This window comes from Pseudomonas sp. LS1212 (assembly GCF_024741815.1).
In the GTDB taxonomy this organism is placed as follows: Bacteria; Pseudomonadota; Gammaproteobacteria; order Pseudomonadales; family Pseudomonadaceae; genus Aquipseudomonas.
Genome location: NZ_CP102951.1, coordinates 2,170,157 through 2,185,367 on the forward strand (window position 1 = coordinate 2,170,157; position 15,211 = coordinate 2,185,367).

Here is a 15,211-nt window from a genome sequence, read left to right on the forward strand (position 1 = left end):
ATGCACCTGCTGCGGACCCAACCCGGCGGCTTCGTGCCGGATGACAGTATTGCCGACCTCGGCCAGACACCGGCCGAGCTGGTCATTCTCTGCAGCGGTGATTCCCACCTGGCGCTGCTGGCCGAAACTGCCCAGCAGTTGCCGGACGACTTTCCCAGCCTGCGCCTGGCCAACCCCATGCAGGTGCAAAACCACGCCTCGGTCGACCTCTATGTCGACCAGGTGCTGCGTCATGCCAAGGTCATTCTGATTTCATTGCACGGCGGCATTGGCTATTGGCGCTACGGCGTCGAGCAGCTGGTCGGATTGGCGGACCGAGGCGTGCAATTGATTCTGGTGCCGGGTGACGACCGCCCGGACCCGGAACTCAGCAGCCTGAGCACCGTCGCAGCCGCCGAAGCCGAGCGCCTTTGGCATTTTCTGCGTCAGGGCGGCAAAGCCAATGCCCTCAATCTGTATCACTGCATGGCCAACCGCTGGCTGGGCCGTGACTACGCCTGGGAGGAGCCGCAGGCCCTGCCGCGCACGGCGATCTATCACCCGCGCAACGCCCAGGCGCAGTTGCAGGACTGGCGCGCCGACTGGCAGGTCGACCAGGCCGTTGTACCTCTATTGTTCTATCGCTCGCACTTGCAGGCGGCCAATACCGCATTCGTCGATGCATTCTGCGAGCGCCTGCAGTTGGCCGGGCTCAACCCGTTGCCGATCGCGGTCGCCAGCCTGAAGGAAGCCGGCTGCCTGGCGCTGGCCGAGGACTGGCTGGATGAGGTCGGTGCCGAGGTCATTCTCAATACCACAGGCTTCGCCCAGTCCAGCCCGGAAGCACCGCACCTGCGGCCGTTTCGCCGCAATATCCCGGTGATCCAGGCCATCTGCGCCCAGGACAACCAGCCCGGCTGGGAGGCCAGCGAGCAGGGCCTCGGCCCGCGTGACCTGGCCATGCACATCGCCTTGCCGGAACTTGACGGCCGCATCATCAGCCGCCCGATCAGTTTCAAGGACCTGGCCTGGCGCAGCGAGCGCAGCCAGTCGGATGTGGTCTGCTATCGCCCGCACCTGGAGCGCATGGACTTCGTCGCCGAGCTGGCACGCCGCTGGAGCGAGCTGGGCCGTCTGCCCAATGCACAGAAACGCGTGGCGCTGGTACTGGCCAATTACCCGACCCGCGACGGTCGGATCGGCAATGGTGTCGGCCTGGATACCCCCGCAGCGGCGCTGAATATCCTGCGCGCCCTGCAGCAGCAGGGTTATCCGGTTTCCCGGCTGCCCGACAACGGTACCGCGCTGATCCAGGCGCTACTGGGTGGCGTCAGCAATGATCTGGACAGTCTCGACCAGCGCCCTTGTGCCCAGAGCATGGCGCTGGACGACTACCTGGCCGCATTCGCCCGGCTGCCACTGGCCAATCAGGCGGCGGTGCGCCAGCGCTGGGGTGAGCCCCAGGCCGACCCGATGTTCCGCAACGGCCGCATGATGGTCGCCGGCCTGCGCTTTGGCCTGACCTTTGTCGGTATCCAGCCGGCGCGGGGTTATCAGGTCGACCCCAGCGCGGTCTATCACGACCCGGACCTGGTTCCGCCCCATGGCTACCTGGCCTTCCATTTCTGGCTGCGACACAGCTTTGCCGTGGATGCGGTGGTGCATGTCGGCAAGCATGGCAACCTCGAATGGTTGCCGGGCAAGGGCGTCGGTCTGTCCGAACACTGTTGGCCGGACGCCTTGCTGGGGCCTCTGCCCAACATCTATCCGTTCATCGTCAACGATCCGGGCGAGGGTGCTCAGGCCAAGCGACGTACCCAGGCGGTCATCATCGACCACCTGATGCCGCCGCTGACCCGTGCCGAAACCTATGGCCCCCTGCGCGACCTGGAGTTGCTCGCCGACGAATATTACGAGGCGCAACTGCTTGACCCGCGCAGGGCCCGAGAGCTGCAGCGCGACATCCTCAAGCTGGTTCGCGAAGCGCATATCGACCGCGAACTGCAGCTCGAGGAAGGACAGGGCAGCGAAGCCGACGTGGCCATCTGGCTACCACGGCTGGACACTTATTTGTGCGACCTGAAGGAATCGCAGATACGCGACGGCTTGCATGTATTCGGCGAATCGCCAAGCGGCCGGCTGCGTATCGATACATTGCTCGCGCTGCTGCGCATACCCCGTGGCGATGGCCGGGGCGCCCAGTCGAGTTTGCTCCGGGCGTTGGGCAAGGCCTTCTCATTAGGCTTCGATCCGCTCGATTGTGACCTGGGGCAAGCTTGGGAGGGCGCGCGACCACAGGTTTTGCAGGCTTTGGCCAGTGATAGCTGGCGCACGGCCGGAGACGCCCGTGAACGGCTGGAAAAATATGCAGCGCGATTGATCGAGCAAACGCTGGACGATGCAACCGACTTGCCGCAAACCGAGGATTGGGCCGATGTCCGCTCGATTCTCGACGGCTTGCGTGAAACCGTCGCGCCGCGCCTGGATGCCTGTGGCCCGGCCGAAATGCAAGGCCTGCTCGATGCATTGGCGGGGCGTTTCATCCCGGCCGGCCCCAGCGGGGCGCCCAGCCGGGGCCGGCTGGATGTGCTGCCCACCGGGCGCAACTTCTATTCGGTGGATGTGCGCAACTTGCCGACCGCCACCGCCTGGCGTATCGGTTTTGCTTCGGCCAATCTCATTCTGGAGCGCCATCTGCAGGACCATGGCGATCACTTGCGTCAGCTGGGCCTGTCAGTGTGGGGCACGGCGACCATGCGCACCGGCGGCGACGACATCGCCCAGGCCATGGCCCTGATGGGCGTGCGTCCGGTCTGGGCCACCGGCAGCCAGCGCGTCGACGACTTCGAAATCCTGCCGGTGAGCCTGCTCGACCGCCCGCGGGTGGATGTCACGCTGCGCGTTTCCGGATTTTTCAGGGATGCCTTTGCCAACCTTATCCGCCTGTTCGATGCTGCGGTGCAAGCCGTCGCCGCACTCGACGAGCCGGATGATCTGAACCCGCTGGCCGCACGTGTGCGCAGCGAGCGCGAACAGCTGCTGGCCAGCGGCATGAGCGAACAGGATGCCGAGCGCCAGGCGGGCTGGCGGATTTTCGGCGCCAAGCCTGGCGCCTACGGTGCCGGCGTGCAAAATGCCATCGACGGGCGTTTGTGGCAGAGCCGCGAGGATTTGGCCCAGGTCTACCTGAACTGGGGCGGTTACGCCTATGGCGCCACCGACCAGGGCACACCGGCGCGCGAGCGCTTCGCCCAGCGCCTGAGCCAGGTGCAAGCGGTGGTGCAGAACCAGGACAATCGCGAGCATGATCTGCTCGATTCCAATGACTATTATCAGTTCCAGGGCGGCATGCTCGCGGCGGTGGAAAGCCTGGGCGGCCAACCTGCGGCCAGTTATCACGGCGATCACAGCCAGCCGGATGTGCCGCGTATCCGTACCCTCAAGGAAGAACTCAATCGGGTGGTGCGCTCGCGGGCGGTCAATCCGAAGTGGATCGACGGTATCAAGCGCCACGGCTATAAAGGTGCCTTCGAGCTCGCGGCCACCGTCGATAACCTGTTCGCCTTCGATGCCACCACGCACCTGATCGACGACCATCATTACGCGCTGCTGGCCGATGCCTATGTACTGGATGCCGATACCCGCGCGTTCATCGAACAGCACAACCCGCACGCGCTGCGCGACATTACCGAACGATTGCTCGAAGCCCAGCAGCGAGGTCTCTGGAGTGAGCCGGGCGATTATCGCCAGGCCCTGGAGAATCTGTTGCTGGACAGTGAAGAAGAGGCCTGACGAATCGCCATGAATGACATCGCACATTTTCCCTTGTCCGCCGTGGTCGGTGCCGACGAGCTAAAGCTGGCCCTGTGCCTGACCGCCATCGACCCGAAAATCGGTGGTGTGCTGATCGAAGGGCCACGGGGCATGGCCAAGAGCACGCTGGCTCGCGGCCTGGCCGATTTGTTGGCCAGCGGGCAGTTCGTCACGTTGCCACTGGGCGCCACCGAAGAGCGCCTGGTGGGAACGCTGGATCTGGACGCGGCGCTCGGCCAGGGCCGCGCACAGTTTTCCCCGGGCGTCCTGGCCCGGGCCGATGGCGGCGTGCTGTATGTCGATGAAGTCAATCTTCTGGCGGACCATCTGGTCGACTTGTTGCTGGATGTGGCAGCCAGCGGTACCAACCGCATCGAACGCGACGGCATTTCCCACCGGCACAGTGCCCGCTTCGTGCTGATTGGCACCATGAACCCGGAAGAGGGTGAGTTGCGTCCGCAGTTGCTCGACCGTTTTGGCCTCAACGTCGTTCTGAGTGGTCAGCCGGAGCCGGCTGCGCGGGGTCAGATCATTCGTCGTCGGCTCGACTTCGACAGCGACCCGCAAGCGTTCTGCGCCCAGTGGGCACCGGCCCAGGAAGCGCTGCGCCAGCGTTGCCAGCAGGCGCGGGAGAACCTGCCGGGTATCGCGCTGGACGATCAGGCCCTGGCGCAAATCACGGCGCGCTGCTTCGCTGCCGGCGTCGACGGGTTGCGCGCGGATCTGGTCTGGCTGCGCGCGTCCAGGGCTCATGCGGCCTGGCGTGGTGCCAGTGCCATCACCGAGGAGGACATCGACGCGGTGGCGGAATTCGCCTTGCGCCATCGTCGTCGCAACGGTGCCGCCACACCACCACCTGCCGAGCAACAGCCACAGGGCGGCCAGGCCCAGGCGCCGTCATCGGCGCAAGGACAGTGGGGCGAGATGCCAGCGCAACCGGTGGTCGCCGGAGCCCGGCGGGAAGTGCCGAGCTGGCCAAAAAAGCCCTGAGCATCCGCCCCCGTTCCGCCCGGGGGGCGGATGCCAGACCCCGGGCCGGTCGAATCGATCAAGGTGTGCGCGGACGTGTGCGGGTCGGCCGAGAGGGCTCGGTACATTCGGTACATTCGGTACATTGGCTGGCGACATTGCTCAAGGGGCGCCCGCGTCAACGCAGCGATCTCATGTGGCAAATGCGCAAAAGCTCACCCCATGAACTGTGGCTGATTATTGTCGATGCCTCGGCGTCGACTCTCCGTCACCAGGCCTTGAGCCAGGCCAAGGGCTTGCTGGCGCAGATTTTCGACCAGGCCTATCGCAGTCGTGCACGGCTGGCCTTGCTCACGGCCAGCGGTACCGAGCCGTGCTGGCAACGACATGGCCTGAAAGCCTCAAGGGCATTGCAGCCATGGCTCGATGGGCTCGGTGCGGGTGGCGGAACGCCATTGCTGGCGGCACTTGCACAGGCCAATCACTGGTTGGAACAGCGGCAGCGGCGGCATGGCCAGGAGCAACAGCGTTGTCTGGTGTTGACCGATGGGCGGATCAAGGAATGGCCGACACTGGCACCGCTCGGCTGTCCGAGTGTGCTGGTCGATATCGAAAGAGGGGCGATCCGGCTAGGACGCGCGCAACAACTTGCCAGGCAGCTTCAGGCCGATTACCTGCATATAGATGCGCTGCGCAGCCTGTAGACTTGGTTAATACCGGTGCAACTTGACGACTAAAGAGTAACGCCAATATAAAGAAGAATAGGCAGTCGCCAGTCGATGGCATACTGCTAGAGTTTCAGCTTTGATTGTAAGTTCGCTTGCTAACGATTTTGGCGGCGCACTTGGTGGCGCCGCAAAAGTGTCGTCAGAAACTATTCCGGCATCTTCCAGGCTTGCAAGTCATAACCTTTCTGGCGCAGTTCGGTGCGAACTTCTTCAATCAGATCGGCGAGTTGGGCCGGATCGGAATAGGTGCTGCTGGGGACCTGCTTGCCACTTATTTTGTCGTTGGTCCGGTCGATCACGGCCAGGCTCAGATCACCTGTGCCATTGAGCGATTCCCAGGCGATGCACTGGCAAGGTTCGAAGGCGTGGGTGGCAATCAAAAGTGCTTCGTTGACACGGAGCGGGGCGTTCATGGGGTAGGTCTCTCTATGGGCCCAAACATGTTTTTTAACCGTTGCAGTAAAACTGCTGTTCGGTTGCTTACTTGTACTGATGTCTCAAGTACCGTGTCGAGTCACACATGACAGAAAAAAATAGTGATTTTTTCTTCATGCCTTCCACTTCCTACCCTGCCTCAGACGTTGAATTAGCCGGAAAATTCCTGGCTACCCCCGGTATTGTCCTGCACTTGCAGACCAACGGTAGCGGGGCGCTTTGGGTTCGTTGCTACTGTTACAAACAGGCTCGCCAACGTACTGTTTCTAATAACTTTTCCAATAATTGGCGCCAAGGAACGGTCATGCTTGATATAGCACCCACCCGTCGCCTGTTAATCGTCGATCCGTGTGACGACTGCCATCGCCTCTTGCCAGGTTTGCGCACCGTAGGCTGGGATGTCGACAGCTGTGCGTTGGAGTCTGCCCCCGAGCATCCGTGTGATGTGGGGTTGCTGCGTTTGCAGCTTTTTCACCTACAGCGGCCCGAAGCGGTCAAGGACATGATCAGCCGCAGCGGTACCGAATGGATTGCCGTGCTGAATCAGGAAGTGCTGCGCGTGCAGAACGCCGGCGACTTCGTCTGCGAATGGTTTTTTGATTTCCATACCCTGCCTTTCGATGTATCCCGGGTGCAAGTCACCCTGGGGCGTGCGTTCGGCATGGCGCGCTTGCGCGGCAAGGGATCGATCCATGTCGATGACGCCGAACATGAACTGCTGGGAGACAGTCGGCCGATTCGCGAATTGCGCAAGCTGCTGAGCAAATTGGCGCCGACCGAATCGCCGGTGTTGATCCGCGGCGAAAGCGGTACCGGCAAAGAGTTGGTCGCACGTACACTGCATCGGCAATCGCAACGGCATGCCAAGCCCTTCGTGGCCATCAATTGCGGGGCGATCCCCGAGCATCTGATCCAGTCCGAGCTGTTCGGGCACGAGAAGGGCGCTTTTACCGGCGCGCACCAGCGCAAGGTGGGTCGTATCGAGGCGGCCCATGGCGGCACGTTGTTCCTGGATGAAATCGGTGACTTGCCGCTGGAGCTGCAAGCCAATCTCCTGCGTTTTCTTCAGGAAAAGCATATTGAGCGAGTCGGCGGCAGCCAGCCGACTCCAGTGGACGTACGCGTGCTGGCGGCAACCCATGTGGATCTGGAGGCGGCCATCACCAGCGGGCGTTTTCGCGAAGACTTGTATTACCGGCTCAACGTTCTACAGGTGGTGACCGCGCCGCTGCGCGAGCGCCATGGCGATCTGTCGATGCTGGCCAACCACTTCGCCCATTTCTATAGCCTGGAAACCGGCCGGCGGCCGCGCAGCTTCAGTGAATATGCCTTGATTGCGATGGGCAAGCACGACTGGCCGGGCAATGTTCGCGAGCTGGCCAATCGGGTCCGGCGCGGGCTGGTGCTGGCCGAAGGTCGTCAGATCGAGGCCCAGGATCTGGGCTTGATCAGCCAGCAAACATTCGCGCCTACCATAGGCACCCTCGAAGACTACAAGCATCGCGCCGAGCGCCAGGCGCTGTGTGACGTGCTCAACCGTCACAGTGACAACCTGAGCATCGCGGCGAGGGTGCTGGGAGTTTCGCGTCCGACGTTCTACCGGTTGCTGCACAAGCATCAGATTCGCTGATACACCGGCGAAACAAGAAAGCCCGCAGCGAATGGATCACTGCGATCTTTTTGCTGGCGCTGCAATCAACCCCGATCCACCAACCGATCCAGCTGCTCCTGCGCACGGGTGCTGAAGATCGTCAGCAAATCGGTCAGGGTGTGGGGCGGCGGTTCATCGGCGCGGGTCACCGCGTACAAGGTGATCGGCAACGGCGGCGCCAACGGCCGAATGGTCGTAGCAATCGGTGAGGCACCAAGGGCGGTGAACGGGTCGATGACCGCCAGCCCGGCGCCGGATTCGACCATGGCCCGCGCCAATGAATAGGTCTGCACGGCGATGCTGATTCGTGGCGGTGGCTCGACAGCTTTCAGGTAGCTGTCGAGCCGGGCGGACAACGGGTCGGTGCTGGATAAACCAATCAACGACGCATCGGCCAAGTCCATCAGTGGCAGCGGCTTGCCTTGGTCTGCCTCAGGCCAGTAACCGGTCGGCGCCAGCGCCACCAGCACTCCGCTAGCCAATGCCTGAGCCTTGAGCCCCGGATGATCGGGTTGTTGCAGCGTCAGGGCGACATCGATTTCGCGCATCAGCAGGTTCTGCACCAGTTCGCGGCTGTGGGCGCTGGACAGCTCGCAGACGATGTCCGGGTAACGCCGGATCCACTCGTTGATCGCCGGCGGCAGCAGCGCCAGGGCCAGCGCCGGTGTCGCGCCGATCCGCAGACTGTGACCCGGCTCGCGGCGCAGGCTCTGGGCCAGGCGTCGCACCCCTTGCAGGCTTTCGGTGACCTTGTCGACCTCGCGCTCCAGTTCCAGCGCTTCCGGTGTGGCCTGCAATTTACCCCGCACCCGCGAAAACAGCGGGAAGCCCAACTGTTGCTCGGCGTGCTGCAAAACCTTGGTCACCGCCGGCTGCGAAACGTGCAGCAATTGCGCAGCACCGCTAACCGAGCCGGTCTGGCGGATGGCCTGGAAAATCTCGATGTGTCGAAGGCGCATGGCTAGTCCATAACCTTTGTTTATGGGTCAGGCATCTTTATTCATTGTTCGGCGCCTGTCACCTGGCTTTAACCTCAGGCTCGTCTCAACAACGGCTAAGGACTGACATGGATCAGCGAGTGTGCATCATCGGCGGCGGCGTCATTGGTCTGACAACGGCTTACGCGCTGGTTCGCGATGGCGTTGAGGTGACGGTAGTCGAGGCCCGTGACTCGCTGGGCAGCGAAACCAGTTTTGCCAACGGAGGCCAATTGTCCTATCGCTACGTCGCACCGCTGGCGGATGCCGGCGTGCCGTTACAGGCCATCGGCTGGATGCTGCGCGGCGACTCACCGCTGAAGCTGCGACCGCGTTTCGACCCGGCGCAATGGCGCTGGATGGCGTCCTTCCTTGGTGTTTGCCGGACCTCGGTGAATCGCCAGAACGCGGCCCATTTGCTGCGCCTGGCGCTGTTGAGTCAAGCGACTCTGCAAAGTTGGCGCGAAGAGGACTCGCTGGGCGGCTTCAACTGGAGGCGCAACGGCAAACTGGTGACCTTTCGCCAGGTCGCGAGCTTTGAACATGCCCGCAACAGCCTCACCGATCCACAGCAACAAGAGGTGTTATCGCAAGCGCAATGCGCGCGCCTTGAGCCAGCACTGGCCGATGCAGCGTTTGTTGGGGCGATTTATACCCCGGACGAAGAAGTCGGCGACTGCCACGCCTTCTGTCAACAACTGACGAGCCGGTTGAAGGCCTCGGGGCGCTGCGAGTTTCGGCTGGGGCGGGCGGTAACCGGGATTCGTCATGCCAACGGCGCAGTGAGTGCTATCGAGTTGGGAGGCGAGGTGCTGCCCGTCGAACAACTGGTCATCGCCGCCGGCTATCGCAGTCCGTTGCTGGCACTGCCCGGTGTGCACCTGCCGCTGTATCCGCTTAAAGGTTATAGCCTGACCGTGCCGATCGGTGCCGAACATCGTGCGCCGGACCTGAGCATCACCGACTACGACCGCAAGATCGTCTACGCGCGGATCGGCGAGCAGTTGCGGGTGGCGGCGATGGTCGACATCATTGGCTTCGACCCGGCGCTGGACCCCAAGCGCCTGGCACTGATCAAGCGCCAGGCTCGCGACACTTTTCCGAATGCCTGTGCTTACGACGAGGCCATCGAGTGGGCCGGTATGCGCCCGGCCACTCCCAGCGGCGTGCCGTTGTTGGGCGCCACGGCTTATCGCAATCTGTGGCTCAATGTCGGCCATGGCGCGCTGGGGTTCACCCTGGCCTGTGGCAGTGCTCGGGTACTCAGCGAGCTGATCGGCCAACGCAATCCCTCAATCGACCTGCAGGGTTTCAAGCCCCGCGCGGCCTGACTTCTCATTCCATCAAAAGGAAAGTCCCATGAGCATTGTGCGTATCAACAGCAACCCTCGTTTGTCCGGAGCCGTGACCTTTGGCGACCTGGTGTTTCTTTCCGGCCAGGTACCGGGCGACAGCCTTGATGCCACCGGGCAGACCCGCGAGGTGCTGGAGAAGATCGACACGTTGCTGGCCGAGGCTGGCAGCGACAAGGACCATCTGCTGAGTGCGACCATTTACCTGAAGAACATCGTGCAGGATTTTGCGGCGATGAATGACGTCTGGTCGACCTGGTTGTCACCGGGTCAGGCACCGAGTCGCACCACCTTGCAGGCCGAATTGGCACGCCCGCAGGTGTTGGTGGAAATCACCGTTATCGCTGCTCGCCGCTAACCCCCCCCACGACGGAGAATAACAATGCAAAAAATCACGTTGATTGGCTGTACTCTGGGCCTGCTGCTCGGGACTCAAGTCCAGGCAAACGAGGCGCCACTGACCGGTACCCTGAGCAAGATCGCCAAGGCCAACAGTATCACCCTGGGCTATCGCGATGCGTCGGTACCGTTCTCCTACGTGGGTGATCAGTCGGGCCAGCCCATGGGGTATTCGGTGGACCTGGCGAGCAAGATCGTCGAGCGTATTGAGCAGAAACTCGCGCTGCCGGAGCTTAAGGTGAAGTACAACCTGGTGACCTCGCAGACCCGTATCCCGCTGGTGCAGAACGGCACTGTCGATCTAGAGTGCGGCTCGACCGGGGTGACGGCCGAGCGGCAGAAGCAAGTGGCGTTTTCTTATGGTTTCATTTACGTCAAAGGCCAGTTACTCACGGCCAGCGACAGCGGTATCAAGAGCTTCGCCGACCTGCGTGGCAAGAACGTGGTGACCACCGCTGGCACCACCAACGAGCGCTTTCTCAAGAGCTACAATGTCGACCACAAGATCGACATGTTCGTGATCAGCGCCAAGGATCACGGCGAAGCCTTCCATATGTTGCAGTCGGGTCGGGCGGCGGCGTTTTACATGGACGATGCGCTGCTTTACGGCGAGCGCGCCAAGGCCCGTGATCCGCACAAGTGGGTGGTGGTGGGGGAAGAGCAATCGCGGGAAATCTACAGCTGCATGGTGCGCAAGGACGATCAGCAGTTTCTCGCTCTGGTGAATGGAGCCTTGGCGGATCTCTATAGCTCGGGTGAAATCAACAGCATCTACCAGCGCTGGTTCGAACAGCCGATCCCGCCTAAAGGGCTGAACCTGGAATTTCCGATGACCAGCGAACTCAAAGCCATCATCGCCAAACCGGTGAGTGATCCGGTGCAGTAGCTTCAACTCAGATCGTTCCCATGCTCCGCGTCACTAGTGTGCTGTCTCAGAAATAAGATCGGCGGCCGCGAAAGCTGAGTGCAACACCTTACCGGAGGGTGAGGTGTTGCACTCAGTTTTCGCGGCCGCCAATTCTTTCCACATAAAAAAGAAAACCCCCATAAATTGGGGGTTCCTTGATATAACTTAACAAATTACTCGAAGGTATTGCCTAGAAGTAGTAGGGGAATTTCAGGCTGAAGGTGAAGTCCGGTGCGTCCTCGGTCAGGCCGATGGCGAGGTTGGGCACGATCGTCAGGTTGTCGGTTGCCGCCACGGTCATGCCGATGTTGAAGTACGCGGCGTTGTAGTCGCTGCTGCTGACCGACTGCCAGTCGCCACCGTCTGGTTTGATCTTGCTCTTGCGCGAGATCACGTCGGAAGCCGAGAACGACATACTCATTTTCTCGTTCAGCGCAAAAGCGATGCCCGCGCCGATCTGATAAGTGTCGCCAATCTTGACCTTGCCGCCGAGCTTGGTGCCTTCCTGCGGGCTGATATCATCGAACGATTCGGTCAGGCTGTGGGTGTAGGTGAGGCTGCCGAACAGCACGGCAGGGTCGAACGTCTTGACCAGCGAGATGCCCGGGGATATCGCCCAGACGCCGTTGCCGGTCGGCAACTCTTCAGGCACGGCCAGGTTGTCGTTCTCGTCGGACCTGACCAGCTTGATACCGTAAGGCTCTTCGCCGGTGGGCGCCTTGACCCGTAGCGAGAAGACTGCGTCGGGCCAGTTTGCCGATTCATCGAGGAACTTGTAGGCAACACCGAAGTTGGCGTCGCCAATCATCGGGTCGCGGGTAACGGTTTCTTCGGACAACGTGGTGCTGGAGCCACCGGCGCCCGACGACTGATACGTCGACTCGCGGTAGACCACCGGCACGTTCACATCGAATTGCCAGCGCTGGGCGACGTTGTAGCGGCCAGTCAGGTCCAGGGTCCAGTTGTCGGCCTTGATGCGGTCGATGCCGATGGTGCCGAGAAAGATCGAGTCCAGCGCCAGGAAGCCATTGAGGACCAACTGGCGGGTGTCGTAATGGGTGTAGGTCAAACCGGTTTCGAAGCTGAACCTGCCCCCGCCAAAGAAGCCGCTGGCTTCGTCATACAGGTTAGAGACGCTCTGTGCCGGCTCCTCGTCATCCTTGAGCGCTTGCCCGTAGGAACTGCCTCCTGTAGTCCCCGGGGCTCCTGCGGCAACAGCCTGTCCTGACTCAGGCGCGGTTGACGGTGAGCGGGTCAAACGTTTGGGGGGAGGCGTGGCCGGTGTTTCTTCGACCTGACGGACGCGCTGTTCAAGCACCATCAGGGCTTTTTGTTGCGCGTCGTAGCGTTCACGTAACAGCGATAGCTCCTCTATCAATGCTTCGACCTGTGGATCCGGTGCTGCCTGTAGCAGGGTTGCCGGTAGCATGGTGCTCAAACAAACGACTGCGTTGAATTTAAACGATCGGTGCATGGGCTATGCGTCCCTTCTGACTGCATTGATGAGACTGAGCGTAGATCAATATCCCACTGTGCGAAGGCCTTTGAGCTGGTCCAGATTACAGTCCAATGCCCCAGCCGTCGGGAGGTTGTCACGCAGGACAACATTGAGCTGGGTGAAGTTGTTGACCGCGTTGCTGCCGCCAAGCAAGGTCGACGTTTGCATCAGGCCGCCCTGGGCCAGACGTTGCATGGAGTTGCCCTGGTTGTTACTGGCCCGGATGCCCAGTTGAACTCCGCCGCCAGTGGAGCTGATGCTCAGTGTGCCTGCACCGTTGGCGCCATAAATGGTGCTGCCGTTGGGCAGGGGCACGGAGCCTTGGGCTACGTTCATGTCAGGCGCTACGCTGCCTTCTCTAATGTTGATGTCGACGTTGTTATAAGCGCTGTTGTAGTCACCGGCGGCCCTGACAACCTGGGTGACGCCTTGAGTGTTGTTGAGCCCGGAACCGCCCAGAACGCTACCGGAGCCTTGGGAGGAGGATGAGCCATTGCCGCTTCTATTGATCATCGAGACATAGAACTGCGGTCTGGTCGTCGATTGTTGAATCTGCATCGAGGTCGTGGCGCCGATCATGTCGCCCCGGGCGTTTTGCCAGGTGCTGGTCATTACGACCCCGAAACTGATGATTCGCCCTGGCATCAAGTAGCGACCGCGCAGGGTCGCGAGTTCCTGGTCCTTGATTTCGACAGGCTTGAATGAAGGTGACGCGTGAACAGGGAGGCTGGCTGCCAGGCAGGCTGCGACCAGCCAGTATGGAGTTTTCATCGAGAGCTCCTGGAGCTTCATGCTCCCTTGTCATCAGAAGAAATCGCTTTGGATGAACCCGAAGTCCATCAACTCAGCGTCTTGAACCGGGCTGAAATTGTTGATGCGATCCTTGGCAGTCAAGGGGGCTGGAGGGTCGAGCAAGGCGTTGGTCTTGTCGTAGCCCTGGCCTATGACTGCGAAGACGATGCCGTTCCAGCCTTTGACAAAGTCGTCGAACTTGTAGCGTTTATGGCCCAGCACCGGATCACCTATGTAAACCCAGCCATTCTGAGCACGTTGCAGAACCACGAAGTGCTTGTAGCCGCGAATGTCCATCAGGACCACCACTGGAATGCTGATGCTTTCCAGGCTTTCGGCCGGTATGCGATAACCACGGGCACGCATGCCGATGCTTTCCACATAACGCTTCATGTCGAGCATTGAAAAACCTTGTACGCGAACAAGGTCAGGGTCCGAGTTGGCCAGCATGCCCTCGATGATGTGCGCTTCATCCACGTCCAGCCAATAGGCTTGGCGCAGTATCGTCGCCAGGGAGGCAGCACCACAGCTGAAATCGGTTTTCTGTTGGACCAGATCGGCGAATTTGCGCTCGCGCATGCTTTGGAGGGGCTTGTAAATGACGTTTCCGCCCGGCAGGACGGCGAGTGGCATTTGTGCGGCCTCGACCAGGCCAGCCAGGCAAAGCAGAAAACAGAGGGCGACAATACGCATGATCGATACGCCTTGTATTGATGAAAAAAGGACCCCCGAAGGGGTCCTCAGGGACTTCAAACTTACAACCCGGTGCAGGCGTTGCAGCCCGAAGCGATGGACAGCGAGTTGCTTTGTTGGTTACCCGCACCCGCCGCCACGTTGGCGCCGACGTTACCCGACGCACCGTTGAGCGAACCGCTCAGCGTAGCTCTGTTGACCACTGGGTTGATCCATCCAGTTTTGACCAGGACTTCCTTGCTGGCTACGCCACTCAGCTCGAAAGTGCCACTTTCTGTGAAATAGAGCGGGTCTTTGTCCTTTTTGTGCCCCCAGCCGTCGTGCTTCTTATCGTCGTCGATCACAAAACCCGAACCTTTGCCTTTGTAGGTACCTTCGGCATGGAAGCGTGAGCGCAGGGTTACTACTTTAAAGTCGCGATCGGCTTTGTTGATCACCCGGTTGCCGCCGCTGTATTGATCGGCATCCGAGGTTGCTGTAGCGACACGGCCTCCCGAAACGGCGATGGCCATGTTGTTTTTCTGTTGGTTGAAGTCGCCCGCTGCGACGTTCATGCCGATGTTGCCGCTACTGTAATTACCCGAGTCTTCCAGCGTCGCCCTGTTCCGGGTGGAGTGATTGACCGATTTGTTGTCGTTGCTGTATTGATTCACATATGAGGTGGCTTTGGCGCTGCCGAAGATGAAGCGTTCGTCTGCGACAGCGATGGCTGAGGCGTTATCTTGTTGGTTGAGGGCGCCGGCGGCGGCGTTCAAGCCCATGTTGCCGTTGCTGTCACTGGCCGAGTTGCTGACTTTGGCGGTGTTTCTGGTGCCCTGGTTGAGCACAAAGTTGTAGTCGCTGTTCTGTTCGTCGGTCACCTTGGCAGTGGCGCCTGCGTTGATAAAGAGCTTGAGCAAGTGATGTTTATGGTGGTGTTTATTGTGGCGATCATTATGATCGTCGGCCTGTACAGCAACAGCCATGACCGCGGCGAGTGCGAATACCAAAGGCTTTAAAGCCATTGTAGGTTTCATGG

The 15,211-nt window shown here is 60.9% G+C and carries 13 protein-coding genes; 7 read left to right on the top strand and 6 right to left on the bottom strand.

The genetic code is table 11. The features are described from left to right. From cobN to NVV94_RS10180, 3 genes are read left to right on the top strand one after another with little or no spacing between them, the layout of a single operon-like run. The gene (gene cobN / locus NVV94_RS10170) at positions 1-3,771 is read left to right on the top strand and encodes a cobaltochelatase subunit CobN (protein WP_258447038.1); all 3,771 of its coding nucleotides are present in this window, start codon (positions 1-3) and stop codon (positions 3,769-3,771) included. 9 nt (positions 3,772-3,780) lie between these two features. Then, positions 3,781-4,782 (top strand): ATP-binding protein, encoded by a 1,002-nt coding sequence (locus NVV94_RS10175; RefSeq protein WP_258447039.1) that lies wholly within the window; start codon positions 3,781-3,783, stop codon positions 4,780-4,782. Then, positions 4,707-5,465: a vWA domain-containing protein gene (locus NVV94_RS10180; protein ID WP_408733461.1), complete on the top strand. Its 759-nt coding sequence runs from the start codon at positions 4,707-4,709 to the stop codon at positions 5,463-5,465. Before NVV94_RS10175 ends, NVV94_RS10180 begins: the two co-directional genes overlap by 76 nt. Before the next feature lie 170 nt (positions 5,466-5,635). Here NVV94_RS10180 and NVV94_RS10185 read toward each other — a convergent pair whose 3' ends face one another. Next, a complete protein-coding gene (locus tag NVV94_RS10185; RefSeq protein WP_258447040.1) occupies positions 5,636-5,902 on the bottom strand; it encodes a hypothetical protein in 267 nt (88 codons plus the stop codon). Between the two features lie 326 nt (positions 5,903-6,228). On the opposite strand from NVV94_RS10185, the gene NVV94_RS10190 reads away from it, so the two are divergent. Next, on the top strand, positions 6,229-7,554 hold the full coding sequence (locus NVV94_RS10190; RefSeq protein WP_258447041.1) for a sigma-54 dependent transcriptional regulator: 1,326 nt from the start codon (positions 6,229-6,231) through the stop codon (positions 7,552-7,554). Positions 7,555-7,619: 65 nt separating this feature from the next. Here the strand turns inward: NVV94_RS10190 and NVV94_RS10195 are convergent, their stop codons facing one another. After that, a complete protein-coding gene (locus NVV94_RS10195; protein WP_258447042.1) occupies positions 7,620-8,534 on the bottom strand; it encodes a LysR family transcriptional regulator in 915 nt (304 codons plus the stop codon). Between the two features lie 107 nt (positions 8,535-8,641). On the opposite strand from NVV94_RS10195, the gene NVV94_RS10200 reads away from it, so the two are divergent. Genes NVV94_RS10200 through NVV94_RS10210 form a run of 3 tightly spaced genes read left to right on the top strand, consistent with a single transcriptional unit; the run spans position 8,642 to position 11,189 of the window. After that, the gene (locus NVV94_RS10200; RefSeq protein ID WP_258447043.1) at positions 8,642-9,883 is read left to right on the top strand and encodes a D-amino acid dehydrogenase; all 1,242 of its coding nucleotides are present in this window, start codon (positions 8,642-8,644) and stop codon (positions 9,881-9,883) included. A gap of 28 nt (positions 9,884-9,911) precedes the next feature. Further along, complete coding sequence (locus NVV94_RS10205; RefSeq protein WP_258447044.1) at positions 9,912-10,262, top strand: RidA family protein; 351 nt, start codon at positions 9,912-9,914, stop codon at positions 10,260-10,262. Between the two features lie 24 nt (positions 10,263-10,286). Beyond that, entirely contained in the window at positions 10,287-11,189 is a 903-nt protein-coding gene (locus NVV94_RS10210; protein WP_258447045.1) for a transporter substrate-binding domain-containing protein, read from the top strand. 211 nt (positions 11,190-11,400) lie between these two features. On the opposite strand, the gene NVV94_RS10215 is transcribed toward NVV94_RS10210, so the two are convergent. The 4 genes from NVV94_RS10215 to NVV94_RS10230 all read right to left on the bottom strand — a co-directional run bounded on the left by NVV94_RS10215 (position 11,401) and on the right by NVV94_RS10230 (position 15,209). After that, the gene (locus NVV94_RS10215; RefSeq protein WP_258447046.1) at positions 11,401-12,684 is read right to left on the bottom strand and encodes a hypothetical protein; all 1,284 of its coding nucleotides are present in this window, start codon (positions 12,682-12,684) and stop codon (positions 11,401-11,403) included. A gap of 45 nt (positions 12,685-12,729) precedes the next feature. Beyond that, positions 12,730-13,479: a hypothetical protein gene (locus NVV94_RS10220; protein ID WP_258447047.1), complete on the bottom strand. Its 750-nt coding sequence runs from the start codon at positions 13,477-13,479 to the stop codon at positions 12,730-12,732. Between the two features lie 33 nt (positions 13,480-13,512). Next, positions 13,513-14,193: a C39 family peptidase gene (locus NVV94_RS10225; protein ID WP_258447048.1), complete on the bottom strand. Its 681-nt coding sequence runs from the start codon at positions 14,191-14,193 to the stop codon at positions 13,513-13,515. A 62-nt stretch (positions 14,194-14,255) separates the two neighbouring features. Continuing rightward, positions 14,256-15,209: a heme utilization protein gene (locus NVV94_RS10230; protein WP_258447049.1), complete on the bottom strand. Its 954-nt coding sequence runs from the start codon at positions 15,207-15,209 to the stop codon at positions 14,256-14,258. Between the last annotated feature and the right edge of the window lie 2 nt (positions 15,210-15,211).

Coding starts and splice junctions, on each gene's coding strand:
- cobN (WP_258447038.1), top strand. CDS start 1: ATGCACCTGCTGCGGACCCAACCCGGCGGCTTCGTGCCGGATGACAGT.
- NVV94_RS10175 (WP_258447039.1), top strand. CDS start 3,781: ATGAATGACATCGCACATTTTCCCTTGTCCGCCGTGGTCGGTGCCGAC.
- NVV94_RS10185 (WP_258447040.1), bottom strand. CDS start 5,902: ATGAACGCCCCGCTCCGTGTCAACGAAGCACTTTTGATTGCCACCCAC.
- NVV94_RS10190 (WP_258447041.1), top strand. CDS start 6,229: ATGCTTGATATAGCACCCACCCGTCGCCTGTTAATCGTCGATCCGTGT.
- NVV94_RS10195 (WP_258447042.1), bottom strand. CDS start 8,534: ATGCGCCTTCGACACATCGAGATTTTCCAGGCCATCCGCCAGACCGGC.
- NVV94_RS10200 (WP_258447043.1), top strand. CDS start 8,642: ATGGATCAGCGAGTGTGCATCATCGGCGGCGGCGTCATTGGTCTGACA.
- NVV94_RS10205 (WP_258447044.1), top strand. CDS start 9,912: ATGAGCATTGTGCGTATCAACAGCAACCCTCGTTTGTCCGGAGCCGTG.
- NVV94_RS10210 (WP_258447045.1), top strand. CDS start 10,287: ATGCAAAAAATCACGTTGATTGGCTGTACTCTGGGCCTGCTGCTCGGG.
- NVV94_RS10215 (WP_258447046.1), bottom strand. CDS start 12,684: ATGCACCGATCGTTTAAATTCAACGCAGTCGTTTGTTTGAGCACCATG.
- NVV94_RS10220 (WP_258447047.1), bottom strand. CDS start 13,479: ATGAAAACTCCATACTGGCTGGTCGCAGCCTGCCTGGCAGCCAGCCTC.
- NVV94_RS10225 (WP_258447048.1), bottom strand. CDS start 14,193: ATGCGTATTGTCGCCCTCTGTTTTCTGCTTTGCCTGGCTGGCCTGGTC.
- NVV94_RS10230 (WP_258447049.1), bottom strand. CDS start 15,209: ATGAAACCTACAATGGCTTTAAAGCCTTTGGTATTCGCACTCGCCGCG.